At 59.8% G+C, this 24622-nt stretch carries 17 protein-coding genes and 3 pseudogenes; all 20 read right to left on the minus strand.

All coding sequences use genetic code 11. The features are described 5' to 3' along the window. Positions 1-191: pseudogene (locus QZY07_RS01685) on the minus strand (hypothetical protein); the annotation flags it as partial. A 49-nt stretch (positions 192-240) separates the two neighbouring features. Beyond that, complete coding sequence (gene brxL, locus QZY07_RS01690; protein WP_295399352.1) at positions 241-1644, minus strand: BREX system Lon protease-like protein BrxL; 1404 nt, start codon at positions 1642-1644, stop codon at positions 241-243. An 18-nt stretch (positions 1645-1662) separates the two neighbouring features. Then, entirely contained in the window at positions 1663-3978 is a 2316-nt protein-coding gene (locus tag QZY07_RS01695; protein WP_295399354.1) for an alkaline phosphatase, read from the minus strand. A gap of 70 nt (positions 3979-4048) precedes the next feature. Further along, positions 4049-4279, minus strand: coding sequence for a ribbon-helix-helix protein, CopG family (locus QZY07_RS01700; RefSeq protein ID WP_295399356.1), 231 nt, complete (start codon positions 4277-4279; stop codon positions 4049-4051). A gap of 55 nt (positions 4280-4334) precedes the next feature. Further along, entirely contained in the window at positions 4335-4574 is a 240-nt protein-coding gene (locus QZY07_RS01705; RefSeq protein WP_295399358.1) for a DUF2281 domain-containing protein, read from the minus strand. Positions 4575-4671: 97 nt separating this feature from the next. Then, complete coding sequence (locus QZY07_RS01710; protein ID WP_295399360.1) at positions 4672-8391, minus strand: hypothetical protein; 3720 nt, start codon at positions 8389-8391, stop codon at positions 4672-4674. Continuing rightward, positions 8388-8873: a hypothetical protein gene (locus tag QZY07_RS01715; protein ID WP_295399361.1), complete on the minus strand. Its 486-nt coding sequence runs from the start codon at positions 8871-8873 to the stop codon at positions 8388-8390. The genes QZY07_RS01710 and QZY07_RS01715 overlap by 4 nt, the downstream gene beginning before the upstream one ends. Positions 8874-8887: 14 nt before the next feature. After that, the gene (locus QZY07_RS01720; protein WP_295399363.1) at positions 8888-10270 is read right to left on the minus strand and encodes a DUF4007 family protein; all 1383 of its coding nucleotides are present in this window, start codon (positions 10268-10270) and stop codon (positions 8888-8890) included. Positions 10271-10276: 6 nt separating this feature from the next. Further along, positions 10277-11068 (minus strand): phosphoadenosine phosphosulfate reductase family protein, encoded by a 792-nt coding sequence (locus QZY07_RS01725; RefSeq protein WP_295399365.1) that lies wholly within the window; start codon positions 11066-11068, stop codon positions 10277-10279. Between the two features lie 123 nt (positions 11069-11191). Continuing rightward, a complete protein-coding gene (locus QZY07_RS01730) occupies positions 11192-12517 on the minus strand; it encodes a hypothetical protein (protein WP_295399367.1) in 1326 nt (441 codons plus the stop codon). After that, positions 12496-12798, minus strand: coding sequence for a hypothetical protein (locus tag QZY07_RS01735; RefSeq protein WP_295399369.1), 303 nt, complete (start codon positions 12796-12798; stop codon positions 12496-12498). The genes QZY07_RS01730 and QZY07_RS01735 overlap by 22 nt, the downstream gene beginning before the upstream one ends. 214 nt (positions 12799-13012) lie before the next feature. Beyond that, positions 13013-13360 (minus strand): hypothetical protein, encoded by a 348-nt coding sequence (locus QZY07_RS01740; RefSeq protein WP_295399371.1) that lies wholly within the window; start codon positions 13358-13360, stop codon positions 13013-13015. 423 nt (positions 13361-13783) lie between these two features. Further along, complete coding sequence (locus QZY07_RS01745) at positions 13784-14257, minus strand: type II toxin-antitoxin system VapC family toxin (protein WP_295399373.1); 474 nt, start codon at positions 14255-14257, stop codon at positions 13784-13786. Further along, a complete protein-coding gene (locus QZY07_RS01750; protein ID WP_295399375.1) occupies positions 14254-17646 on the minus strand; it encodes a hypothetical protein in 3393 nt (1130 codons plus the stop codon). The genes QZY07_RS01745 and QZY07_RS01750 overlap by 4 nt, the downstream gene beginning before the upstream one ends. Beyond that, positions 17643-18542 carry a DUF4007 family protein gene (locus tag QZY07_RS01755; protein WP_295399377.1) on the minus strand — a complete coding sequence of 300 codons (900 nt, stop codon included), beginning with the start codon at positions 18540-18542 and terminating at the stop codon, positions 17643-17645. Before QZY07_RS01755 ends, QZY07_RS01750 begins: the two co-directional genes overlap by 4 nt. A gap of 120 nt (positions 18543-18662) precedes the next feature. After that, a complete protein-coding gene (locus tag QZY07_RS01760; RefSeq protein WP_295399379.1) occupies positions 18663-19823 on the minus strand; it encodes a cysteine desulfurase family protein in 1161 nt (386 codons plus the stop codon). A gap of 566 nt (positions 19824-20389) precedes the next feature. Continuing rightward, a pseudogene (locus QZY07_RS01765) lies at positions 20390-20512 on the minus strand (SDR family oxidoreductase); the annotation flags it as partial. Beyond that, a pseudogene (locus tag QZY07_RS01770) lies at positions 20513-20662 on the minus strand (CoA-transferase); the annotation flags it as partial. 95 nt (positions 20663-20757) lie between these two features. Continuing rightward, positions 20758-23010, minus strand: a complete 2253-nt coding sequence (locus tag QZY07_RS01775; RefSeq protein WP_295399381.1) for an arginine/lysine/ornithine decarboxylase — start codon at positions 23008-23010, stop codon at positions 20758-20760. A 203-nt stretch (positions 23011-23213) separates the two neighbouring features. Beyond that, the gene (locus QZY07_RS01780) at positions 23214-24554 is read right to left on the minus strand and encodes a saccharopine dehydrogenase family protein (protein WP_295399382.1); all 1341 of its coding nucleotides are present in this window, start codon (positions 24552-24554) and stop codon (positions 23214-23216) included. Between the last annotated feature and the right edge of the window lie 68 nt (positions 24555-24622).

The raw sequence follows: 24622 nt of genomic DNA on the forward strand, positions 1-24622 counted from the left end.
CCGTCGCGCACCACCTGCGCGAGTTCCTGATCGAGAAAGTCATAGCCCCGCGCCCAGTCGATCGCGGCGGCGGCACGCGGAAAGTAGAACGCCAGGAACTCGGGAAAGGCGTGCGTGACCGCCGCTTTCCAGGGGCTGTCGAAGTCATCGACTGGCGTGGTGGTGTTTTCGTTATGTGCGTTGTCGGTCATCGGTTGCTCACATGGATCGACGGATCCGCTTAAGAACCCGCTTACCGGCTCAGCGATCAATCCTGATCTGCGGCGAAAACTCGCTCGGATTCAACTCTGCGAGTTGCGTCCGGACACGTTCGCGCAACGCGATGGCGGGTTGCAACACGTATTCGTCATAGTCGGGTTGGTCGGGATTCAGCATGTAGAGACGCGACAGCGCCCGCGACAGTCGCTCAACCGCCTTGACATCCCGCGTATCGCCCTTGAGCGATGGCACTTCCCCATACGGGAAAAGCACATGACTGGCGGTTCTGATTTGATGCGCATACTCGCCGAAGACATCGGCCTTGATGCCCGGACCCTGAGCGAAATGCGCGTTGGTGATGCGCGGAATCTCCCACCCAGGGAGGATGCCGTGGAAGCGGTCGATCAGCGCGTCGTCATGGAACATCTCGGGCAACTGACGGATGAAGTCGGGCCGCGCGGGTCGTCCTTGATAATCCAGGTCGATATTCGCCAGCAGCATCAGCCCGCACTCGCTCGTGATCTTGTCTTGCCCGATGGTGTAATGACCCGCTTCCAGATAGCCCTTGAAATTGGCGTGGACATCGCCGTCCCGGTCGAAATTGGTCGATTGACCCTCGTCCAGCACCAATAGATCGAAACGCGCCAGCAGACCTTCTTCCTTGGTGCTCAGGTTCTTGAAGAGCTGTGCCCGCGTCAGTGTCCCGCCGCCATTGAGCCAGACGTGACGGCTCAGATTGGAATAGACAAAGGACTTGCCCGTGCCTTTCGGGGCCAGTTCCATCATGTTGAGGTTCTTCTGGACCAGCGGGAGCAAGCGGAGAATGAGATGGCGTCGCTGGTTGTCGGTGTAGGCATCCGGCTCGTAACCCATGGTCCGAATCAGCACAGCCAGCCATTCGGCAGTCGTGAAGGTCTGACGCGCATCGATGAGCGCCTGCAACCGCACCTGCCCCGACTGCATGGGGCGAAACTCGATCAGCTCGATCACGTTGCGCTCCTTGCCATCGTTGCGCAGCATCAGCCGTCCGGCTCCCCACTGGCCTCCACTGAGCAGCCCTGGATGTTCCTCCAACAGATCGTTGCGGACTTCCGCCTTGTTCTCGCCCAGGCAAGGGATGCTGACAAAGCGTTTGCCCTTCGCGATATCGACGCGCACGTCGAAGCGATCCAAAACCACCACCGAATCGCCGTTGACGATGCGATGTTTGATGGCCTCTTTTTCGCTCTTGGTCGGTAGATGCTGACTCATGAACGCGGTGATGTCCTGATAGACCGCCTCGTCCGTTTTGTCCGGTCGCTGATAGCGCGAGACCAGCCATTCCTCGACGAACGTCGTCACCGTCCGCGCGTCGCGAATGCGCAGATTGCGTACCCGTTCCTTGTCGATGGTCAGATCGCCAAGCACTTCGACGATCCGCCGGTCCAATTGGGTGTTGATGGCCATGCTTGCTCGCTGGTCTCGCTACAAATCGAAAAAATTGTCGAACTGCTCGGCGGCTTCGGTGCGTTCCAGCAGATGCCCCGCCAGATCCAGGTCGAACTGGAACAGCCGACGCTGATAGCTCGCCGCCGCGCCCTCCTGATAACGTAGCTCGAAAGATACCTGTGTCGGTCCCTGTTGTTCGATGCTCGCCCGGAGATTGAGAATCACCTCCTCAATCCGATCCTGCGGGTCGAGTCGCGGAAAGACCGGACTGTCACCGCTGAATGGCGCCTGTGCCACGATCTTCAGATTGATGAAGGTCTCGCGGGTGCGATTGACGAGACACAGCCGGACATACCAGCCCTCGGTCGCCGCATGGGCGCGCGTCTCGATCGGCGTCAGTTGCAGGGCCGCTACCGCGCCCCGGTCCTGGCGCGTGATCAGAATGAAGGGAATCAGCACCTCCTCGGGCGTGAGTCCACCATGCAGCAGCGTCTCGGTCGGACCATACGCCACCCGATCATGCGGGATCAGATAGCCGCCCGGATGGGCAGGCACAAAGATCATCCCCTCCGGCACCGGATCGGGCGCGGCATCCACGCGCAACAGACGCCGTTCCAGCGGCGTCGTTCCCGGCGGTTCCGTGGCGCGGCGCGAGACCTTGGTCGCGCCATGATCGGCGGTGATCAGGATCGCGGCCTGGCGCTGATGATGGGCGGCGTCCAGTTGCCAGCCCGCGATCAGCTCGGCGAGTTGTTCCGCGACCGTCCGCACCCGCTCGCGATGATGGCGAAACTCCGTGCACTGATGCAGATCGTCATCCACGCGATTATCCAGACACACCAGCAGCCGAGTCGTCGGTTGCAGCGCCTGACGGAAATCCTTCCAGCTTTTGACGATCTGCAACCCATCCGGCCCCAGATGCGCGGCAAACCGTGCCCGCAACGCCCGGTCATAATCCGTCGGCTGGGTGCCAGGTTCCGCGCCCGTCAGCACCCCGATCTTGCCGACCTCGGTAATCGTCGGCAGCGGCGCGAACAGCGGCTTGATCACCGGCACGGACTGATCGACCAGCCGTTGACGCAGCGCCAGTTCCACCAGATCCAGATGGATCGCGCCCAGCGCATCGACCACGCAGAGAATCACCACCTGACCCGCCGCCAGCAGTTCATCCACCGTCCGCGCCACCGTCCGCCAATCGTGGTCGGACTGGATGATCCGATGCGGCTCAGCGGTCACCCAGCGCGCGAAACTCCGACAGACCGCCTCGTCCGGCTCGGCGTGACGCTCGAAGGCGCCCCGCGCGTAATCGAAATACCGCTCGCTCCAGCGCAGCACCTCCTTGACCGACGCCGTCGCCGGCAAGGGATCGCAATGCGCATGATCCAGGGCATCGCGCATCCGTACCGCCAGATCCCGCGCCAGCTCGTTGTCCAGCCGCCGCAGCGCCAGAATCAGCGGCTCGCTCGCTAGCGCCGGATTCTGCTCGAACAGCGTTTGCAGCGACTCGCACAGCTCCGGCCAATCCTGCGCGACATACTCGGCGAGACGCTCGACCGGCAGCCCGTCGCCGTGGGTACGCCGCTCGGCCAGGATCAAGAGGTTGCGCAGATAGGCGGGATAGGGCGCGGCCTGTTCCGCCACCACGGGCAGGATTGGAAGCTGACGCGCCAACTCCGACGAACAGAGTCGCGGCGGCAACGCCGTTTCGGGCGCGAGACCGTCGCGAACGCAGAGACTCTCCAGCCGGTCGCGCAGTTGCGCCAGGGCCAGGAGGCGATAGCACTCCATCGGCGCTTGGTTGGAATCGAAAAACAGGTTCAGCAGCTCGGCGGCCGCCGTCAGTCCAGCCGCCGCGAGACGGTCCCGGAGCCGCGCCCGGATCTCCGGCACATCCAGCAACGCCTTTGATGCTAGCGGTTGACGGGACAGCCGATCCAGGATGGTCGCTAGATCCAACGTCTGCGCCAGTGCCGGATCGATCAGGGTCAGGATGCGATCGATGGGATCGCCCTCTGTTGCCGCATGGTCACCTGCAAGCGCAAGGAGCATGACCGCCAACGGATCAGTCAACCAAACCGGCAGCGGACACCCCAAACGCTCGCGCAAAAACGGCCGTGGCGACAGCCGCTCGACCGTCAGTCCCGGCTGACCCTCCAGATTCGCGAAACGCTGATAGATGGCCGACGACATGCACAGCACCAGCGGCTCGGGCAGCGGGACGCGCAATCGCTGGCGAATCCGCTCACGCAGCGCATGGATTAGGTTCACATCCGGGCTGGTGACGCTTTCAGCGTCTGCGATGCGGGACAAGCCCAGATCGTCGACGATGATGCGGACGACGGCGTCAATCATCGTGACGGCTCACGGTTATCAGTCTTCATACCAAAATAGATCAGAGTGTTGGTATCCAGGACGATCATCTTTACCAAGGCTCCCGCGCAAGATCTTGTCCGTGACTCTGACGCAGTTCTTCCGCCGTGGGCGCATCGGGCCATGCGCCAACCAATGCCCGCACACTCTCTGGCCACTCCGGGTGAACATGCCGACGCACTAGGCGCTCGATCCATTCCTCGACATTCAGACCTTCCGTCCGGGCGCGCGCTTGCAGGTCTTGGGCAACCTGATCTTCCAGCGTGATGGTGACGTTTGTCATGGCTTCATTTCCCGCTTAGGCATCGCAATGTTCACAGTGTCATCCACATAAACCATCAATAGCGCGCCCCATCGCGCAGTTGACGGACAAACTCTCCGGCGCTCTCCGTTTGCAGAGGCTGTGATGCGACGAGGGCTTGCCATTCGGCACGCTGCATTCTGGCTTGTTCCGCGCCCATCCTTTCCGGTGACGCCGCGCATTTTGCCTGTAAAAACTCCACGAAATCGAGCACTTCGGCGGCTTGAGTCTCTGGCATGTTTTTCACGACGGCATAAATGCGCTCGGCGGTATTCATTTTGTTCACCTCGTTCTGATTGATGCTTCAAGGATTGCTGGATGAAGACTCTACCGATTTTCCGAAAATCGCCGCCTAAGCCACCCGACCGCGATCTTCAAAGATTTTCCGTCATCTCCAAAGCCCCGGACTGGCGCAGTTGCGTGATCTGACCCAGCAGGATGGCGATCATCCGATACGTGTCCAGACTTTCGCGATAACGGTCAACGAGCACGGACAGGTTGTGTTGGAAATAAGCGTCCAGAGGCGAATCGTCAATCGCCGTGTTCACCGTATTCGGAATCAGTCCCAGGGTATGCTCGGCCGATATCTCCAGCGTTCGATTCAGCGGTTCCACAGGTTCTGGGTCTGTCACCGGCTCCCCCGCCCGCTCCAGCAGCCGCGCAAGATCCCCGCTCAAGCGCCCGATTTCGATATCGCTGCACTGATCCAGCGGCTTGCCGACGATGAGTTGAGAAACCTCCGACAACGCCGCCGCTTCATCCTGATCGACCCGCTCCAGCGCCTGAACCAGCTCGGCATCGCCACGTTGCGAAAGCGTGTCGATGATGCGTCGCTTCTGCTCCGGCACCTGCAAGGCCGGGGCAATCACCTGGCGCATCACCGCCAGACGCTCATCCCGAATCATCGCCACCGCATCGAAGATGCCTTGCAGAATCGCAACCATCTGATCGATATCCGCCGCGCCGCGCACCGTCTCCAGGATCGCATCCGCCACGTCCTGCGCATCCAGCCCTGGCCGCTTGAGCGTCTCGAAGAGCTTGCGCGTGTCGAGCGACAGCTTCGACGAATGGCGCACGGCATCGGGTAGTTCCTTGTAATAGGACCGCAGTTTCGAGAGCGTTTCGCGCGCCTGATCCTCGGCATCCGTCGCGTCAGACAGCGGCAAACGCATCGCCCGCCGCAGCGCGTCGAGCACATCAAGCTGTTTCCGCTTGAAGTTGTCGAAGCGCAGCTTCAAGTCAGTCCCGATGCAACTGGCATCCCACAGCGACGACTCGAACGGTTCGCTCCGATTGGCCCACTTCAAACGGCTGACCGCCTGACGAATCGCCACCGCCGTGAAAATCGGGATGACCGATGTCGGCAACCCGAACGGCGGCGCCATCAGCATGGCCCGCAACTCCGAGAACTCGCAGAGCTTGCGACGCTTGTCGAGAATCTGGTCGCGGATCAGCCGCAACAACTCGCCAACCGCGCCCTCCGCCTCGTCCGGCAATTTCAGATGCCAGCCATCGTGACGCTCATGCAGGAGTCCATTCGTATACACGCCCAAGGTGCCATCGATCAGGGCGGACAGCTCGCTGCTCTCGCTGTTCTCGCCCAGCAGATCGTTGCGCGACATCGGCGGCAGATCGTCGAAATGCAGCAGATTCGCCAGCAGGTTCTCGATCCGGCTGATCTTGCGGTCGCCGACGTTATAGAGCCGGTTCGCGTTCATCGCCCGAACCTGAATCTCCTTCGGATACAGCGCCTGCACCCGCGTTTCCAACTCATCCGTAAACCCATGCCAGCTTGTCGCCTTAACCTGCTCATCCGGGTCGCCGATCCGACGGATCGCCACGTCGTCGCGTTCCAGCGCGACCCGGCCCAGGCGTTCGCGGATTTCCTTCCGCAACTCACGGCGCGTTTTATCCAGTTCGTTACGCAGCCGGCGCACCACGCCCTCCCCCGCCGCCTGCTGCTTCAGCAACCCCGAGAGCACCAGATAGCGCCGGATCGGCTCCACCAGTTCCGCCAGACCGCGTTTCGGAATCCAGACATAGGTCAGCGTCGCGGGCGCTGGCAGGGTTTCGCAGGTTTTGATCACCTGTTCCACCTGCCGCACATCCGGAACCGCCAGCAACAGCACCAGCGCCGACAGACGCGGATCTTGCGAAACCGCCGCCGGATTGCCCTCCAGCTCATCGACGATCCGCACCTCGAACGAGCGCACGATCCCCGCCACGGAAGGATCGAAATCGTGACAGCCGCACTGCGGAAACAGATCCTGGCGCAGATCCTCGTGATCCTGAAAATAGGCCGCGAGCGATTTGGAGCGCAGTTGCTTCAATTCCTGCTCGATCAGCGGCTCGATCTGGGTGCCGCTGTCGGATTCCAGCTCCCACACCGGAACCTCCGTTTCGCGGCGCCAGATCAGGCCGGCGCGTTGCAGGATCTCCAGTTCCTGCTTCAGCGCCACGCTGTCGGTCTCGGTGTCATAGAGCGCGGCGGACAGCAGGGCGTCCGTGGGCTGGAACTGATCCCCGAGCACCCGCGCTAGCAGCAGGACCGAGACGATATCGCGCTTGATCGCAAACGACTCGGGAAAGCCCTGGGTTACGGTTGCAATCGCGTGATGATAGGCATCCGCGAGACCGGGATATTCATTGAACACATCGTCCCGATAGACCGTCAGCAACTCCGGCAGTCGAATCAGCTCTGCGCCATAAAGCGCGTCGGGGTCGACCTCGCGCTCCAGCGCCAGATCCGTGCCGGCCGTCGCGAACTCCAGATTTTGATAAAAGGTAAAGACGGTGCGACTCGCCTGCGAATAAACGCCGTGCGCCGCAATGGCAAAGAGCCCGGCGGCGGTCAGCGGATGCAGCGGATAACAGCCGGTCACGATCTGCTTGAGATCCGACGCCAGATTTGTAAACAATGGCATCCGGGCGCAGATGCGCACCAGCGTCTCGGCGCGCGGCGACGCCCGCTCCAGCAAGATTTGCCCTTGCGGGGTTCGCGCAACCATTGCGCTCAATAAGTGATAGCCCTCGGCTTCGGAATTCTTGAGCGCCACCGGAAAGTTAATAAAGCGCCCTTCGATAAGCTCCAGATAATTCTTTACCTCGATTCCTGCCTGGCTGCTTGATCCATATTCGCGCAGTGAGCGATGAGTTAAACCAATAAATAAAGTATGCCCTTTCGATGGCGTGCAAACGGTTTCAACAAATTTCTGGAGATCATGTATTTCATCAATTGGATTGCGTAGCGGATCCCGAATTAGATTATCAAGCGCATAGCCGAATTCGTCCCAGATGACCGCAATTCCGTTGTAACTGTGATCTCGCGTCAGCAATGCCGCCGCTTCCGCAAAGGCATCCGTTACGCCCTTGCCGCCAAGCGCCTGTGGATCGAACGCGGCGCCCGCCGACACCTTCGGATGCCACGACCGAAACGCCTCCAAGGCGTCCGGATCGAATCCGATCAGTTGATTTTCCAGTTCTTCCAGATTGAACGCTGAACTCTGAATCTGCCAATTTGACAGCGGCGCCTGCCGATACGCGGGATGCAGCTCCAGAATAACGGTCAGCCGCTCGCGGGCCGCGGCGAATTCCGTTTTTGGAATGATGCGCTCCGGGTCGAGCCCCGGCGTCCTTCTCAGCGTCAGATACAGGCCCTCAAGGAGCGCATTCTGTAGCGTCGGCGCGGGCGAACCATAGAGCGTCACGATAAGATAGGGTCGCGCATCCGGGTCATCGTTCGGATGAAACGTGGTCTTGATCGCATCAGCCAGCTTGGCTTGACCTAGATTGCGCAGCCGGTCCAGAAACCCGCGCATCGCCCCAGTTGTCGTCCCCCGGCGCAGCAATTCGCCGATCAGCACGCCCAGATGACTCTTGCCCGAACCATAGACGCCATGCCAGATCATGGCGCGACTCTGTTGCGAGGCGTTCGCCAACACCGCTTTCTGCGTATTCAACAGCACCGCCACCGAGGAATGCGTCGGCGTGAACGCATCGACCAACGCCTCGCTCTTGGTCAGACCGTCATCCAAACGGATCGCGGAACCCCGGCTGGAATAATCGATAACAACCAGATCGGATAGCTTGGTCATGCCAGCACCTCCTTGAGATGATCGACTGGCTGATGACGCGAGAGCCAGACTGAAACCGGTAAACCGGAAAGTGAATATTCGACAAAACTGATCCGCAGTTGCGCCCGGATGGGTGGCGTTGCCACGATCGAAATCAGGATTTCATGACGGCCATAGGCATCGGCAACCGCATTCCAGAAGGTCGCCTGCTCCGGAGCGGGCCAGTGAGTCATCCAATCGTCCGGATTGAGAATCGCCAGGGCATGCGGTCGAGGTTGAAAGACGCTGTCCATGAACGCACGGCGCGGACAGGGAATTTTGGGAGCACCATCGGCGCCGGGCTGACGCCAGAGATCATGATCCAGACAAATCGCCTCGATCTGAGTACACACCTGTTCAAAATCGCCTTCCGACCCGACCGTGACGACGATGCCCTGATAGCGCACCAGACGCTGCGCGGACAGCAGCGCCTGGAGCTTCAAATTCAATTGTTTGCGGTCCATCGATCCATCCTCGCTCAGAGCCAGGTATCCTCGGATTCCTGTAATAACTGGAGCAGCGTCTGATTTGGATTCAAACGATCCCCGAACTGGATCGAATCCAGATCCTTTCCTTCAATGAAGGAAAAATGCTGCTGCCAGGCTGTTGATCGGCTGAGTTCGCGGAGGCGGTTTCGCAGGTCGTTAACCGATAAACAAAGAAAATGATGGAAGCCAAAATCAACAAATTCCCGAAAATTAACAGTTGTGCGAGTTGCAAAGAATCGGTGACGAGCTAATGCAAGCCCATAACCAATAGCTTGATCAGTTACGAATGGATCGCCAAGCCGAATTTTGCTTTTGTTATCCAAGGTATCTAAAAGTCCAAGATCCGATAAAGGACTTTCGCCTGTAAACATCTTTATCACTCCAGCAAGGTTTGTTTCAATGCTGGCATTCGCAATTGCGTTGCTGTGATTGTCATTGATGATCGCAGACAATTTTGGAGTCAATAATTCATCCTGAGCGATGTAATCCTTATGCTCACCAAGCACATAAAAAAGCGCACGGTAAGGATCGCATCTATCCGACAGGCAAATATTTAGATGCAAACTCCACCAAGAACTCGCCTTTTGCATTTTTGGATCAACCGAGAGCAAGCGTTTTCCATAATCGGTTAAAAGGTATTGAGACTTGGTGCCGTTGTTGATAACTTTAGCCGCAAGCAGCCAGCCACGAATTGACGATATAACGTTTTTTCCTGATATAAATGCAACTCGCGCCTCACGCATTCTTCCGGCGCTAAAAATATCTGGCGTATTTGAAATAAGGCTTAAAGCTGTTATAAGCCGCTGCCGAGTCAGCGTAAAAGTCTGGGTGTCGATCAATGCCATTGAAATACCACCTCTAAACCGATATGAATCCGCCTCAATTTCCTTAAAAGGAGGACCGAAAGATTCTTCTAGCCCGACCGCTTGAAGAACATTGATACGATTTTCAGGCTGGAAATATTTGTCGGAAATTGTCTTGGCGATTGAAATAATTCGAGAATTATCGTTGCCTAGTTCATTGAGAACGTCATGGGTAAATCCTCCATGAATACCCATCGAAAGCAGCTCTGATTTCATCAAATGCCCGACACTTGTACGTTTCAACTCGTTGCTGCGCTCTATCTCCCAAATTCCATCATTTTCAAGTTTTCCAAAAGGATAGTGAGTATTAATATTCTTCGATCCTTGCGGAAAGAATTGCTGTAAAAGAACGCTTAGACCAGCGTCAATTTCAGAAAACAGAAATGTTCTTTTTTTATAACGTAGTAGCTGGCCAAGCGCAAATAACAACAACAGTGGCTTATGCAATGCTGGTTTGCCGGCATCGGTATTAACGCGCACTCCTAAAAATCGTTCTTCGAGATTACTCATTCACATCTACTTCATGCAGATCAAACAACTTTCATCGTCGCCAGAATTTTCGTCTGACAAACGATCAAGCAATCTTTTTGAAGATTTTTCTTTCTTATCAGGCTCATGCTTTTCGCTCGCTTTGCGAACGACCTCGTCTAAGTTCCCTAATTGATTCCATGTAAACATCGTGCCTGTTGCTTCATCTACTTTCTCATATGTTTTTGCCTTATCAAAATACTCCGGGTGATGTTTTTTTAAACCAACCCATTCTTTCTGAGTTTGAAAAAAGCAAAAATAGCAACCGGAGCGGCTTCTCCATGAATAATATTTTGGCAATCCGATTCCTGATGACTCTAAAATTTCAATCACATCTTCCTTCGTGATTCCATCATCTCGGAATGGCATACAAGTTCGGATATTTGGCTTGCTAGAGATATAGCCAGAACGAGATGGCTCATCTGCCCGTATTGCGATGTAAGAAATCACCTCATCATTACCAACAAACTCTTCAAACGGTAAAAGTTTTAAATTTATAGTGCACCAACGCTGACGAGCAGAAGGAAGAAAATTATTGTGCAACTTCAGGTAAAAATCGAAATCACGATTCGCGTTTATGCGCTCAATTTTTTTGCCAAGATAATCCTCCATCAAATCGACAAACTCCAGCGTTTCCGGCAATTCGGCTCCGGTATCGGCAAAGAGGTATTCCATTTCGGGAACCCTGTCACGCAGATAAATCGCAAGCGCGGAGCTATCCTTGCCTCCGGAAAGTCCCAACAGATGACGCACCGGGCGTTTTGAATTGGTTTCAGTCATGCGATTCCCCTCTTGGTCTGTCTGGTTTGTCAGATCACAGCACACGGCTTCTCCCTCCATCCAATGCAGTCGGAGCAGCGCACATGGAGATGCAGTGGCTCAGTGCCCTCATCTCACTACATTTCAAGAAAACAGTGCAAATTGCTCGCCGTCGAGATGATTCCGGTCAATCATTTCATTGTTCACGAGCAACGAGCGAATCGTCCAATCGGACACCTGAAAGTAATTCGCGACTTCCTGCTGGTTCTCCGGGGAAGTATCGCCATCCAGCATGGTTAGCACGGATTCATAAGGACTCAGCAATTCGGCGGCGAAGGCTCGCTGCATTTTTTGCCGATAGGTATAGGCCCTGGTCGCGGGGTAGAGCCGATTGCCCGGATCAGCCAGCAACCGATCGCCCAAGAGACGCGCCAGTTCAAACCGCCGGCCCGTATTCCAGCGCGACCGTAAGACGATCCGATTTGCTCGATCCGTTTGATCGAGTGCAAAAGCGATCGTGGAGAAAGCGCCCTGGCTCGCTTTCAGGATGTCAGGATTCGCGCCCAGCATGGATGCCAGAACGCGATCGTCGACTAGACCGGAACCGAGGTTTTCCTGTTGTCGGAGTGCGCGTGCCGCGCTCGTACCGAGTTGCCAGGCTGGGGTTTGTCCACGATCGACCGCTGGCGCGAAGGATGTCGGACAAACGCCATCATCCCAGACACCATCAACGCCAAAACGCTGTGCGATGTCATTCAGTTCCGCCGCGCTGGTCAGACCGGCCGAGCCTGTCTCATAGCCTGCGTTCGCCGCCAATTCTTCAATGGCAGCGGTACCCAGTTGATCGGCGTCTCTCAACAATCGCTCCAGAATGTCTGGATCGGCTTCATCAGGGTCACAACCTAGTAGCGCCTCGATGATGCGTCGTAAGGATGCCGCCGGATCCTGGCGTTCGGATTCGACCTCCCGCCAGATTTGAGCGAGGTTGGACCCGCGCACGTCAGCCGCGTCGAGTCGAGCGAGGACTTGCCGGATAAAGTCGTCGAGGCCGGTCTCAAAATCCGCCGCGGGAATCACGACCGCCGTACTGTTGATGTATCGAAACGGCGTTTCCGGACGTTCATCCGTGCCTTTCGAGATCAATGCCGTGCGCTGTCCATCCGAAAACAGCGTGACATCAGGCCAGATATATCCCTCTCCGATATTGGCGAGACGGTGCGCGAAAACCCAGTCAGGGGTGTGCGCACGAGGCTCCCAGCGCAATCGCCACCAGTTCCAGGCCAGCCATTCGGCCAGATGATAGGCAGACAAATAGGGTGCTTTGCGAAGACGGTTGGCCAGCGCATCCTGTCCTTCGGTGAGGCAATGCCCGTGCGCGAAGAGACTCAGCGCAGCAAAACAGGCGCGCTCTTCGGGTGAACCGGAAGCCAGGTATTCCCATTCGGCGGTTATTCCCCAGTTGTTTGGCATCGCTCACCCCATACGCGTTTCACATAGATCCGCATATCGTCTTCCTGTTCCAGCGGATAGCCATGATATTGCCCTGGCGTATTCGGATGCGTTTTCGCCTCGAAGACTCGGCCATCGTCGCTCACGCACCAGATGTATTTGGGAAATTCATCATCACCGACCGGATCGCTGATCATCGAGCGCATGATGCCAGTTCGTAACCAGACCTGCGCTTGAGCAAGTCTGACCGGTTCGATGGCGTCGCACAGCGATTTCGTCGGTACCGGGTTGGTGCGTTCCAAGCCGTAGTCCGCGGGATACCGTTTGTGATGTCCGCTCCCGACATAGTTCACCCTCTGCGCTAGTCGAAGCAGAACCTCGCGGTTCAGCGCATCTGCTGAAACGATGCGTCGTTTGGGGTTATTCCCTGACCGTCTTTTCATCTCAAACAGTGAATCTCTTCAACGATGGAATCACGCCACATCGACTAGCACGCTGATTCAACCTTCGGTTTCTCTATTCGTGATCCTGAGATCGCCTTGCTTTGATCTCCGCGATGATGGCGTCGATCATGACTCCGGCCACCGCTGTCATGCGGGGGGCGGGCGTCCCGCCCGCCAGGCGGGCGAGACGCCCGCCCCCCAAAGGCTTGGCCGGGATTGTGATCAAGGCCGCGATGATTTGCCTTGCCGTCATCTCTTTGAATAGAGAGTCACGTTCAGCAGTGTAATTCCCATTTCCATTTCCATTTCCAACACGGAACTGATTTAAGAAACGGATGGTATCGACGACACCGATTTCTTTCAGCCACACATCTTTGGCTCGCTGATTGATTTCCGATATAGGATGAATACGTGTCGTCATTTTAATACCTCCGCGACAATCTCAAAGAGTGGTGCAACATGACACTTGAGATCAGGAAGAGAAAGACTCCACGCCGGAGCGTGGGAGCTAGAAGGTCAAAGACATCTCCATCCCTTGAGCAGGATACTGGCCTGTCGGGGCGAATGAATTCGCCCCGACAGAGATGCCGCGCAACATTCGCGTCGAGCGCATCGACCCCAGCCTTAGAATATTGGCGGGCGGCACGAATCCAATTGATGACGCGTTCTAAGCAACATGACGCTCGGCAGGCTTGCGTGGCGGCCGAGTGATCATGGTTCGACCTGATGACGTTTGCTTCTGACGAATGTCTTCACAGATTGCATGAAGATCATCGTTAAATTTCTTTGCGCGTTCGTCTCGAAGGCGATGAATCTCTTCAACGATGGGATCACGCCACATCGATTAGCCCTCCATTAATTCAAGTGGTGTACAGATGATCGGCGGTTCGTAACCGGCTGATCGACAAATTCTTTCGATCCTGGGTCGCATGACTGCATTCGCAATATGCTTACAGTTCCATGTGAGCAGATAGTCAATTCCATGGACCGTGGCTATCGCAATATGAAGAGCGTCCACCTTTGCTATTTCTGGTAAGGCTGCCCCTGCGAGAAGGAGTTCGGCAAGAGATTCGGCTTGTGTCGAGAGATCAAGTTCAGGCAAACCTTCAAGTTTCTCCAGGCGGCGCGTAGCCGCTTCTGCATCGCCACTGCTCGCTTCATCGACGACGAGCTGTGAGATGAAAAGTTCAAAATTCGGACGAGATGTTTCCCACCAACTCCGGGTCGCCTCCTGATTGGCAGCCATCACTAATTCCGGACTACGCCATGCCGTCAGATAACTTGGGATCGTCGTTTCAATATAGACAGTGAATTTCATGACTTGCTTTCAGACTCATGCTCGGACATGCGTTCAAATAATGCCGCGACCACCGCGAGCCGCGTCGTTTCATCGAGATCCGCCAATCCCTCGGCAATGCTGGCCGCTTTCAGCGCGGCGCTCTGGCGCTGTGCGGGCGAGAGCTGAATGACCCGGCTGATCTCGCCCTGACTGGCATCCACCCGTTTTAACAGGATCGCGCCATTGAGGCGCGTGGCGTCGGGCATGGCGAGCCGTAGCTTTTCGAGATCCCTGAGCTGGCCGCTGAGTTCGTGCAGACGCAATTCGGCGGCCAACCGGGTTGCCTCGCGCCATTTGGCCGGCGGCGATTTGCCGATCAGAGTCGCGACCGATTCCAGCCAGGCGTCATCGGTCCGCTGCGCCGGATCGCTGAGACGCCGGATCAGCGCGCCCAGTCCCATGCGGTCGGGGGTATAGCGCTCCAGGCCGCGATAGCGTTCGACCACGGCGAGGCGCAAATCGCTCAGGCTGACGGTGTCGGTTTCCAGTAAGGCGGTGCCAAGTTGTTGCCGCCAGCCGTCGAGCATGGCGGGATAGGCGTTTTTCAGCTCGTGCAGCGCCTTGACCAGTTCCTGGATAAAGCGTTCGGCGAGCGCGGGATCGGCGGCGGCGAAGGTCTCCGCCGTGAAGCCGCAGGCGGCGGGCAAGGCGTCGAACAGCAGGACGCCGGGGCTGCGGGCCTGCCGGAAGGCGGCGCGCACGCGCTCGGCCGCCGGGCTGAGTCCGGCGCAATACAGACTGTAGTCGGGCAGATCGGCGATAAAGCGCACCAGCGGGCGGACGAGATCGAGCAGGGTGGCGTCCGGGCGCACCTGACCGACCACCGAGCGGATGTAGCGGTCGAAGAGTTCGCCGCGCAGTCCGGTGATCGCGAAGCGTTCGAGCGCGAACAACGCCGGTCGGCGGCACAGCAGTTCGACCTGCTCGATGGTCAATTCGTCGCAGAAAACGCCTTCCTGATAGAGCGCGACCTCGCGCCGGTGGGCCAGCAAATAGGCGACGATCAGCACCGGCAGCGGTCCCAGTTTGGCGCCATAGGGCGGGCGTTGCAGCCGCTCATGGAGCGCGGTCAGGGCGACGTGAGCGCCGCCCGATTCGCCGAGCATGGCGGTGATCGCCTGCCACAGCGGGCGCAACCGGCAGGGATCGGACGCCGGCGGCGGATGGAAGCCGAAACGCCCATCCACCTCGCGATGCAGACCGCTTTCTTTCAGAACCGAGAGATAGAGACTCTTTTCCGCCGGGGTCTTGGCGATCCCGAGATCGGGCTGGTCGGCGGCGCTCAGCATGGCCGCGAGCAGCCGCTTGCGGCCGGTATTGGCGCTGGCCGAGGGTTGATCGCGGTTGATCAGTTCGTTGCGCAGGCGCGGCGCTTGCGGATAACAGCGGGTGTCGACCCACTGCGAGAGCTGGCGCTGAAGATCGCGCCGGTCGCGCACCGGGCGCTCGTCGCCGCCCCAGAACCAGGTCAGGGTGTCGGGCGCGTCCAGCAGGGTGCGAATGCGTTGGGCGGTTTCGCGCTCGGCATGCGCGAGCCAGGCGCGATGCTCGCGCTGGGCGACGGGGTCTTGATGCAGCGCGGCGTGTCGCTTGGGCAGTTCTTGCAGGGCCATCCATGCGACGACGGTTTCGCGGAGACTGTCGGTAAACCCGCAGCGCGCGACGACCGCGCGGGCGGGCATGTCGTCCAGCGGCGCATCTTCGTGCTCTTCGGCGAGATAGAACCAGAGACGCAGTTCGCCGCCCTCCTCCGCCGTGGGCGGCCAGCGGTCGCGGGCGATAAAGGTCGGGAGGAAGCTGCGCAGGGCGCCGGTGAGGATGGTGGAGCGGCGCGCGACGATGGGCTTGAAGGGCGCGATGCGATTGAGGATGTCGACCAGCGGCAGGTTGATCTGTTCGGCGATGGCTTCCTGGAGCGCGCCGCGCAGGTCGAAATCGCTGCCGGCCCAGACGCGGTATTCCTGACTGTAGTGGCGGAACTGGATGATCGAGGCGGCTTCGAGCCGTGCCAGCAGGCTGTCGAGCGTGTCGCCGAAAAGGTTGGCAAGCAGCGCCGGGCTGGCCTTGAGTCCGCGTTGCGCGCCGATCAGGTTGAGCAGGCCAAGGGTTTTCAGGAGCTTGACGGCGGCATCGTCGGGCGTGGCGTCGAAGCGTTCGAGGGCGGTGATGACTTCGACCCAGCGGTGCGCGGTGAGCGGATCGGAGAAGCCGGCCGTTTGGTTGAGGATGAAATAGTCGTACAGCTCCCAGGGCTCGATCCAGTCGCCCATGGAAAGCTGGCCGAGTCGTTCGGTCAGTCCGAAGGGCTCGCGGCTGCCCAGATAGGAAAACAGGGTGCGCTCGTTCTGCGCCACCTTTTGACAGAGCACCGGCAGGATCAGCAGGGTCAGCGGATGCAGCGGATAACAGCGCGCGAACAGCCGCCGCGCCTGCGCCGGTTCGAGCCCCAGCGGGAGCGCGCCCTCGGTGTCGAGCATGGCGGTCACGGTCGCTAGGTGGTCGGTCAGGTCGGCGGTCAGATCGCCCTCGCGCGCGAAGGCGGCGGCGACGATGCGCAAGGCTTGTTCGGCGGGTTCGAGAAAGGCGATGGCGCCAAAGCGCCCCTGGATCTTTTGCCACTCCTCGCGCAGCGTTTTGCTTAAACGGTGGCTGTAGTGCTCGAAGGCTTGATGGAGCATGACCACCAGATGCAGCGGCGCGGCGCTCGGCTCCTGCGCCTGCTCGGCCAGCAGTTGCAGCAGATGGATCTCGCGGTGCTGGGGGCGAGAGGACTCGTATTCGAGAAATTTGCCGAGTTCGTCGATTTCGATCAGGAGTCCGTCGCCGCCGGAATCGGACCAAACGCGCTGCACGCGCCGGATCAGGGTCAAGACCTCGTCCATGGGGTGACCGGGCTTGGCGGCGGCGAAAATATCCCGGACGAGTTGCGTGTTCAGTGTGTATTTCTTGGCCGCCGCGCCGAGCGCCAGCAGAAACTGGCGCGTCAATGAATCCGGAATGCCGTTGATCTGCACCGTCAGGAATCCGCGCGAGCCTGTCAGTGCGCGCTGGAAGCGGTCGGCCAGCGGCGGGCTATGCGCGCGCAGAATGGCGAGCGCGGCCTGATGGGTGGGCGTCTGCTCCGCGCTCACGAGCGCGGACAGGAAGAGTCCGAACGCGGATTTCCCCGTGCCGTAGGGGCCGATGAGCGCCTGGGCGCGTCCGCCGGTCTCCTGCTCCAGTCCGTCGAGAATCTGGGCGAGCGCCTGAAGCGCCCGCGAGGTGGGCAGATAGGCTTGGATCAATTCCAGACGATCACAGTCGCGCGGCAGGTTGATCGAGCGGGTATAGGCGCCCTGGATGCGGATGCATTGGTCCAGGGTTGTCATGCCGTCTGGCTCCCGTAGTGCGCGCGGAGCAGGTCGAGCGGGTCTTCGAGCGCGCCGCGCCGGTAGAGCTGATGGACGCCGGCGGTATCGCGCAGTTCGTAACTGCGTGGGTAAAGGTCCATGAGCTGTCCGAGGCTGTGCATCAGCCCTTCCTCGCTGAGCCGAAAGATTGCCCCCGGCGCGGCCCACTGGTCGCCGCCATGAAGCAGGATGCGGATGGGCAGCGCCGGCTGATCGGGATCGGCCTGGAAGCGTTGCGCGAGCGCGAAATGCAGGGCGACGGGCGGCAGAAAGGCGCGGAGCAGACGCGGACTGCGGTACTGGCGGCCGGCGTCGACCTCGATGAGTTGCAGAGGCGCGAGCGGGGAATCCAGGTGATCGTCGCCGCGCTCGACCTGGGGCGCATACATGCGCAGCAGGGTGGAGATGTCGGATTTCAGGGTGCTGTGCGAGCGGCGCGCCTTGAGTTCTTTCGCGACGAATTCGCTCAAGGCTTGCAGCGCCTCCTGCTCCTGAAAGCGCGGCATGGCGAAGCGGTCGAAGAACCAGAAAAAGCCGGTCGCCAGCTCGGGGTTGGAGGCGATCAGCCAGTGGATGATCCAGAGCGTGGCCTCGTCTTCGAGATAGCGATCGCCCGCCTCGCCCAACAAGACCTCGCCCAGCGCGGTGGGCGTGCCGATGCCCTCGGCGAATTCCACGATGCCGGTGACTTGCAGCCAATACTGAATGGCGTTCGCCATGTTGCGGCCAACGCCCAGATCCACCATCGCCTGCTCGGGACGGGTGAACAGATCCGGGGTGTTCTGGATGGTCTCGAATCCCTTGGTCAACCAGCCGTAGCGCAGCGGAAAGGTCTCGTGGCGTCCGAAGGCGGTCTTATTGCGATTGAGCTTCAATGAAATGGCGTCCAGCGCGCGGGGGGTTGTCGGTGCATGGGGGGCGGTCTTGCGCCCTGGAATTGCCTGGGATCCACTGCGTCGCCACGAACGGAGGCCATGTCGTCACGAACGCGCGATCTACGTCAGCGCGCGCATGCGCCGCACCGCCGCGACGATGCGGTTGACTGCGGCGGAGACTTCATCGGCGGTCTGATAGCGGCTGAAACTGACTCGTATCGCGCCATGAAGGGCGTCATCTTCGACGCCCATTGCCCGCAAGACGGAGGACGATTCGACGGTGCCGGACGCACAGGCCGACCCGGAGGCGATGGCGAGTTCATGCGCAAGCTGGTTGATGAGGGCATCGCTGCCGATCCCGTCGATGGCGAGATTGACGATGTAGGGCGAACTCCGCGCGGGATCGCCGTGTACCCGAAACGTCAGATGGGCGGCGAGCTGTTCCAGAAACTGGCGCTTCAATTGCGCGACCCATGCCAGATCGGTCTCCCGACGGCGCGCCGCCACTGTCAGCGCGCCACTCAGGCCGATGATCTGATGCGTCGGGAGTGTGCCGGGACGCAGGCCGAATTCCTGCCCGCCGCCATACATCAGCGGCTGTAGCCGGAGCTGGCGACGGTTGCGGACGATCAGACAACCGATCCCCTTGGGTCCATGAAATTTGTGAGCCGAGAGCGCGAGCAGATCGATGGGAATCTGTTCAAGATCGATGGCAAATTTCCCGGCGGATTGCGCGGCGTCGACATGCAGAAGCACGCCGACCTCGGACGCCAGCGCCGCGATCTCGTCGATGGGCTGCATGACGCCGGTTTCGTTGTTGATGTGCTGGATGGAGATGAGCAGGGTGTCGGGCCGCACGACCTGCCGTACCGTCTCGGGTTCGATCCAGCCGGCGCGGTTGGGCGGAAGACGGGTGATCTCGAAACCCTCGCGTTCGAGCGCGGCGCAGCAGGCCAGGACGGAGGTGTGCTCGATGGCCGAGGTGATCAGATGCCGGCCCTGGTCGGCATGGGCGCGCGCCACGCCTTGCAGGGCCAGATTGTTGGCTTCGGTGGCGCCGGAGGTAAAAATCACCTCGTCGGGTTCGCAGCCGAGCTCGGCGGCGATCTCGGCGCGGGCGGCGGACACGACTGCGGCGGCGCCCTGCCCTGGCCAATGCGCCGTGGACGAGGGATTCGCGTCAACGCCCTGCAGATACGCGACCATGCGCACCAGCACCTCGGGCGCGATAGGCGTGCTGGCGGCGGTATCGAAATAGAGTGGGTGCGGGGGAATATTCAAGGCCGCTCCTCCCTCATGAAGCGTGCCTGACACGGCTGGAATTCGATCCTTGCCTTTGGCATCACGACGTACATTCCCCGTAAGCGATCGAGTCTCCATTGCAACCCTGTCCTTCTCGGCGCGGGACATCCGATCGACCGCCCCCCACACGAAGCGGGTCAGGATAACACCTTGGGGAGCGCCAAAAAACCCGGTTCAGGTCAATGTTTCGAGCAGCGAGTCTGCGGTTACGTTCGTGGCGCCGATCCTCGCTCAGCGCCTCGCGGCGCTGGAGCAGCGCCCGCCGTTCCAGGATCTCCGGCGGCGGCGTCTCTCAGGCGGGCGAATAGAAGGGGGAGGACCGAGGCGGGCCAAGGTGAAGGGATCGACGACATCGGTCTTGGTAGGCACCGTCAGGCCCCGCGCGCATTACTTCACCTGCGCGGGATTGACCACGGCGATCCGTATGCCGGCGGCGTACAGCTCCTCGGGACAGCTTCGTGATACGCCCAGCGCCTTCAGGGTCACCTGCACCTAGCATTGCTGACTGATGGCGCGGTCGCCAGCGGACCGCGCCATCCCGCGTCTCAATACATGTGCTGTCCACCGTTGACCGAGAGGGTCGCGCCGGTGATGAAGCCGGCCGCGTCATCGACGAGGAAGAGCACCGTGCGGGCGATATCCTCGGGCCTGCCGAGTCGGCCGGCGGGGGTTGAGGTGAGCGGGAGCGTGCATTCGGGCAGGATCTTGGGATTTCCCTTGGCGGTGTGCGTCATGGCGACGATCACCCGCTTGGCACCCGTGACCAGGTCCATGGCGCCGCCCATGCCGGGCACCATCTTGCCCGGTATCATCCAGTTGAATGATTGTGAAAGATGGAGCTTGACGGAAGATCGAGGGCCGGAAGCAGGCGACTCCTGCCCGGTTGAATGGTTCGCATCGGCAAATCTGAATTTCACAAGGCTTTGACGCAATCGACGAAATAGCCGATCTCGCCATCGAGCTTCTCTTTGACCAGACCGTGGATGTCGGTCTCGAAGCCGGGGAAGCGGGTGTTGAATTCGCGGGCAAACTGGAGATAGCGGACGATGGTCGCGTTGAAGCGCTCGCCCGGAATGAGCAGCGGAATGCCGGGTGGATAGGGGGTCAATAGAATGCTGGTGATGCGGCCTTCGAGGTCGTCGATGCCGACGCGGTCGATCTCGCGATGCGCCATCCTGGCGAAGGCGACGGCGGGCTTCATGGCCGGGACGAAGTCGGAGAGATACATGTCGGTGGTCAGGCGGGCGACATCGTTGGCCTTGTAGATGCCGTGGATCTGATCGCAGAGGTCGCGCAGCCCGATCTTCTCGTAGCAGGGATGGGCCTTGATGAACTCGGGCAGCACGCGCCACAGCGGCTGATTGCGGTCGTAGTCGTCTTTGAACTGTTGCAGCTCGGTGACCATGGTATTCCAGCGGCCCTTGGTGATGCCGATGGTGAACATGATGAAGAACGAATAGAGCCCGGTCTTTTCGACGACGACGCCATGCTCGGCCAGATATTTGGTGACGATAGCCGCCGGGATGCCGGAACTGGCGAATTCGCCGTCGACGTTCAGACCGGGGTTGATGACGGTCGCCTTGATCGGGTCCAGCATATTGAAGTCGGGAGCCAGATCGCCGAAACCGTGCCAGCGGTCGCCCGCACGCAGCATCCAGTCGTTGCGGTCGCCGATGCCTTCTTCCGCCAGATAGTCCGGTCCCCAGACCTTAAACCACCAGTCCGCCCCGAACTCGGCGTCGACTTTGCGCATCGCGCGTCGGAAGTCGAGCGCTTCCAGGATGGATTCATGTACCAGGGCGGTTCCGCCGGGCGGCTCCATCATGGCGGCGGCGACGTCGCAGGACGCGATGATGGCGTACTGCGGACTGGTCGAGGAGTGCATCAGGTAGGCTTCGTTGAAGATATCCCGATCCAGGGTGCGCGTGGCGGATTCCTGGACCAGGATCTGCGAGGCCTGGGACAGACCGGCGAGCAGCTTGTGGGTCGATTGGGTGGCGAACACCATGGAGTCGCGGCACAGCGGTCGATCGGTGCCGATGGCGTGCATGCCTTGGTAGAAGTCATGGAAGGTGGCGTGCGGCAACCAGGCCTCGTCGAACAGCAGGGTATCGATTTCGCCATCCAGCATGGATTTGATGGTGTCCACGTTGTAGAGGACGCCGTCGTAGGTGCTCTGGGTGATGGTCAGAATCCGCGGTCTGGAATTGATCCCCTTGGTGAATGGGTTGGCCTCGATCTTCCGCCGGATGTTCTCTGGGCGAAATTCGTCGAGCGGGATCGGTCCGATGATCCCGTAATGATTGCGGGTCGGCATGAGAAAGACCGGAATCGCGCCGGTCATGATGATGGCGTGGAGGATCGACTTGTGGCAGTTGCGGTCCACCACCACGATGTCGTCCGGCGCCACCGTCGAATGCCAGACGATCTTGTTCGAGGTCGAAGTGCCGTTGGTGACGAAGAACAGATGATCGCAGTTGAAGATGCGCGCCGCGTTGCGTTCCGAGGCTGCCACCGGCCCCGAATGGTCGAGCAGTTGTCCGAGTTCGTCGACGGCGTTGCAGACATCCGCGCGCAGCATGTTCTCGCCAAAGAACTGGTGGAACATCTGGCCGACCGGACTCTTGAGAAAGGCGACCCCGCCTGAGTGTCCCGGACAGTGCCAGGAGTAGGAGCCGTCCGCCGCGTAGTGGGTCAGGGCACGGAAGAAGGGTGGGGCCAGGCTGTCGAGATAGACCCGGGCCTCGCGCACGACATAGCGCGCGATGAACTCGGGCGTGTCCTCGAACATATGAATGAAGCCGTGCAGTTCCTTGAGCACGTCGTTCGGGATATGGCGTGAGGTGCGGGTCTCGCCGTAGAGGAAGACCGGGATGTCCTCGTTCCGGACACGGATCTCCTTGACGAACTCGCGCAGCCTGGAGATTACCTCCTCGACCTCTTCCGGCAGACCGGTGCCGAACTCCTCGTCGTCGATGGAGAGGATGAAGCAGGAGGCGCGGCTCTGCTGCTGGGCGAAGGAGGTCAGATTGCCATAGCTGGTGACGCCGAGCACCTCCAGCCCCTCGTTTTCGAGCGCCTTGGCGAGTGCGCGAATGCCAAACCCGCTCGCGTTCTCGGAGCGGAAATCCTCGTCGATGATGACGGCTGGAAAGCGGAAACGCATCGCGGAGTCCTCGGGAACCTAGAGCTGGAATGCTCGACCAGTGCGTGATGGGATGGCCAAGCCTGGAAGGGAAAGCGCGGCGGGCGGGCGCAGGACCATCACGCCAGGCGTTGGCCGCGAATGATACCAGACGGCATTGGTTGTCTGGCGCCATGATCGCGGGCCGCCCGAGTGGCGGCCCGCGCGGGGGCCGCCGGCAAGCCTCAACGTGGTTTGGGCGCGACGGCAATCATGGGATTGGCGGCGGAGACCGTGACGGCCGCCGTCGACTCGGCCAATTCCTGCTCCAGGTCGCGGACGGTGCCGTCGAAGGTCGCGTCGCGGCCGGGCTCGATCTCCTTGATCTCGGTCGGCAGCCCGATCTTGTCCAGCAAGGCGATGAAGGGCTCCGGATCCAGCTCCTCGACATTGACCATGATCCCGGTATCCCAGGTGCCGTCGGCGACCAGCAGGGCGGCCGCGACCGGCGGCACGCCCGCCGTGTAGCTGATGCCCTGCGACTCCACCTCCTCGTAGCAGGCATGGTGGTCGGACACCTGATAGATGAAGACCTCCCGGCGCTTCCCGTCCTTCCAGCCCTTGACGATGTTCCCGATGCAGGTCTTGCCGGTATAGCCGGGTGCCAGCGTCATGGGATCGGGCAGCAGAGCCTTGACGACCTTAAGCGGTACGATCTCCTGCCCGGTGCTCAGGGTGACCGGCAGATGCGAGAGGAAGCCGAGCGTGCGCAGGACCGTGAAGACGTTGATGTAATGATCGCCGAAGCCCATCCAGAACCGGATGCTGTCGGCGTCGATGTTCTTGGACAGCGAATGCAGCTCGTCATGCCCGTTCAGATAGACCGGGCAGGGTCCGACGACCGGGAAATCATAGGTGCGCTTGACCGAATGCGTGGGGTATTCCTTCCACTCCCGGTCGATCCAGGTCCAGACCTTGACGAATTCGCGGAAATTGATCTCGGGATCGAAGTTGGTCGCGAAATACTTGCCGTGGCTGCCGGCGTTGACATCGAGGATGTCGATGGTCTCGATCTTGTCGAAATAGCGTTTGACGGCCAGCGCGCAATAGGCATTGACGACACCAGGATCGAAGCCCGCACCAAGAATTGCCGTCACGCCCTTGTCGGCGCAGCGATCCTTGCGCTGCCACTCGTAATTGGCATACCAGGGCGGGGTCTCGCAGACCTTGTCCGGATCCTCGTGGATGGCGGTATCGATATAGGCGACGCCGGCTTCGATGCAAGCTTCCAGGATCGACATATTGAGAAAGGCCGAGCCCAGGTTGATCACGATCTGGGAGTTGGTCTCCTTGATCAGCGCGACGGTCGCCGGGATATCCAGCGCATCCAACTGACGCGCATGGAACTTGCGCGATGGATCCTTGACATGGCTTTTGCGTTTGACGCTCTCGATGATCCGCTCGCATTTCGAGAGAGTCCGCGAGGCGATGCAGATGTCGCCCAGCACATCGTTGTGCATCGCGGCCTTATGCGCGGCGACGTGCGCGACGCCCCCGGCGCCAATGATGAGTACATTCTCTTTCATAATTTCTCTTCTCGGTTAAACCGCGCCTCGCGCGGTATGCGCTGTTCTTGGATTGGATCGACCTCGGC

It is taken from the genome of uncultured Thiocystis sp. (assembly GCF_903866365.1).
GTDB lineage: Bacteria > Pseudomonadota > Gammaproteobacteria > Chromatiales > Chromatiaceae > Chromatium.

Coding starts and splice junctions, on each gene's coding strand:
- QZY07_RS01700 (WP_295399356.1), bottom strand. CDS start 4,279: ATGACAAACGTCACCATCACGCTGGAAGATCAGGTTGCCCAAGACCTG.
- QZY07_RS01695 (WP_295399354.1), bottom strand. CDS start 3,978: ATGATTGACGCCGTCGTCCGCATCATCGTCGACGATCTGGGCTTGTCC.
- QZY07_RS01745 (WP_295399373.1), bottom strand. CDS start 14,257: ATGAAATTCACTGTCTATATTGAAACGACGATCCCAAGTTATCTGACG.
- QZY07_RS01780 (WP_295399382.1), bottom strand. CDS start 24,554: ATGAAAGAGAATGTACTCATCATTGGCGCCGGGGGCGTCGCGCACGTC.
- QZY07_RS01740 (WP_295399371.1), bottom strand. CDS start 13,360: ATGACGACACGTATTCATCCTATATCGGAAATCAATCAGCGAGCCAAA.
- QZY07_RS01725 (WP_295399365.1), bottom strand. CDS start 11,068: ATGACTGAAACCAATTCAAAACGCCCGGTGCGTCATCTGTTGGGACTT.
- QZY07_RS01730 (WP_295399367.1), bottom strand. CDS start 12,517: ATGCCAAACAACTGGGGAATAACCGCCGAATGGGAATACCTGGCTTCC.
- QZY07_RS01715 (WP_295399361.1), bottom strand. CDS start 8,873: ATGGACCGCAAACAATTGAATTTGAAGCTCCAGGCGCTGCTGTCCGCG.
- QZY07_RS01750 (WP_295399375.1), bottom strand. CDS start 17,646: ATGACAACCCTGGACCAATGCATCCGCATCCAGGGCGCCTATACCCGC.
- QZY07_RS01710 (WP_295399360.1), bottom strand. CDS start 8,391: ATGACCAAGCTATCCGATCTGGTTGTTATCGATTATTCCAGCCGGGGT.
- brxL (WP_295399352.1), bottom strand. CDS start 1,644: ATGGCCATCAACACCCAATTGGACCGGCGGATCGTCGAAGTGCTTGGC.
- QZY07_RS01775 (WP_295399381.1), bottom strand. CDS start 23,010: ATGCGTTTCCGCTTTCCAGCCGTCATCATCGACGAGGATTTCCGCTCC.
- QZY07_RS01720 (WP_295399363.1), bottom strand. CDS start 10,270: ATGAGTAATCTCGAAGAACGATTTTTAGGAGTGCGCGTTAATACCGAT.
- QZY07_RS01705 (WP_295399358.1), bottom strand. CDS start 4,574: ATGAATACCGCCGAGCGCATTTATGCCGTCGTGAAAAACATGCCAGAG.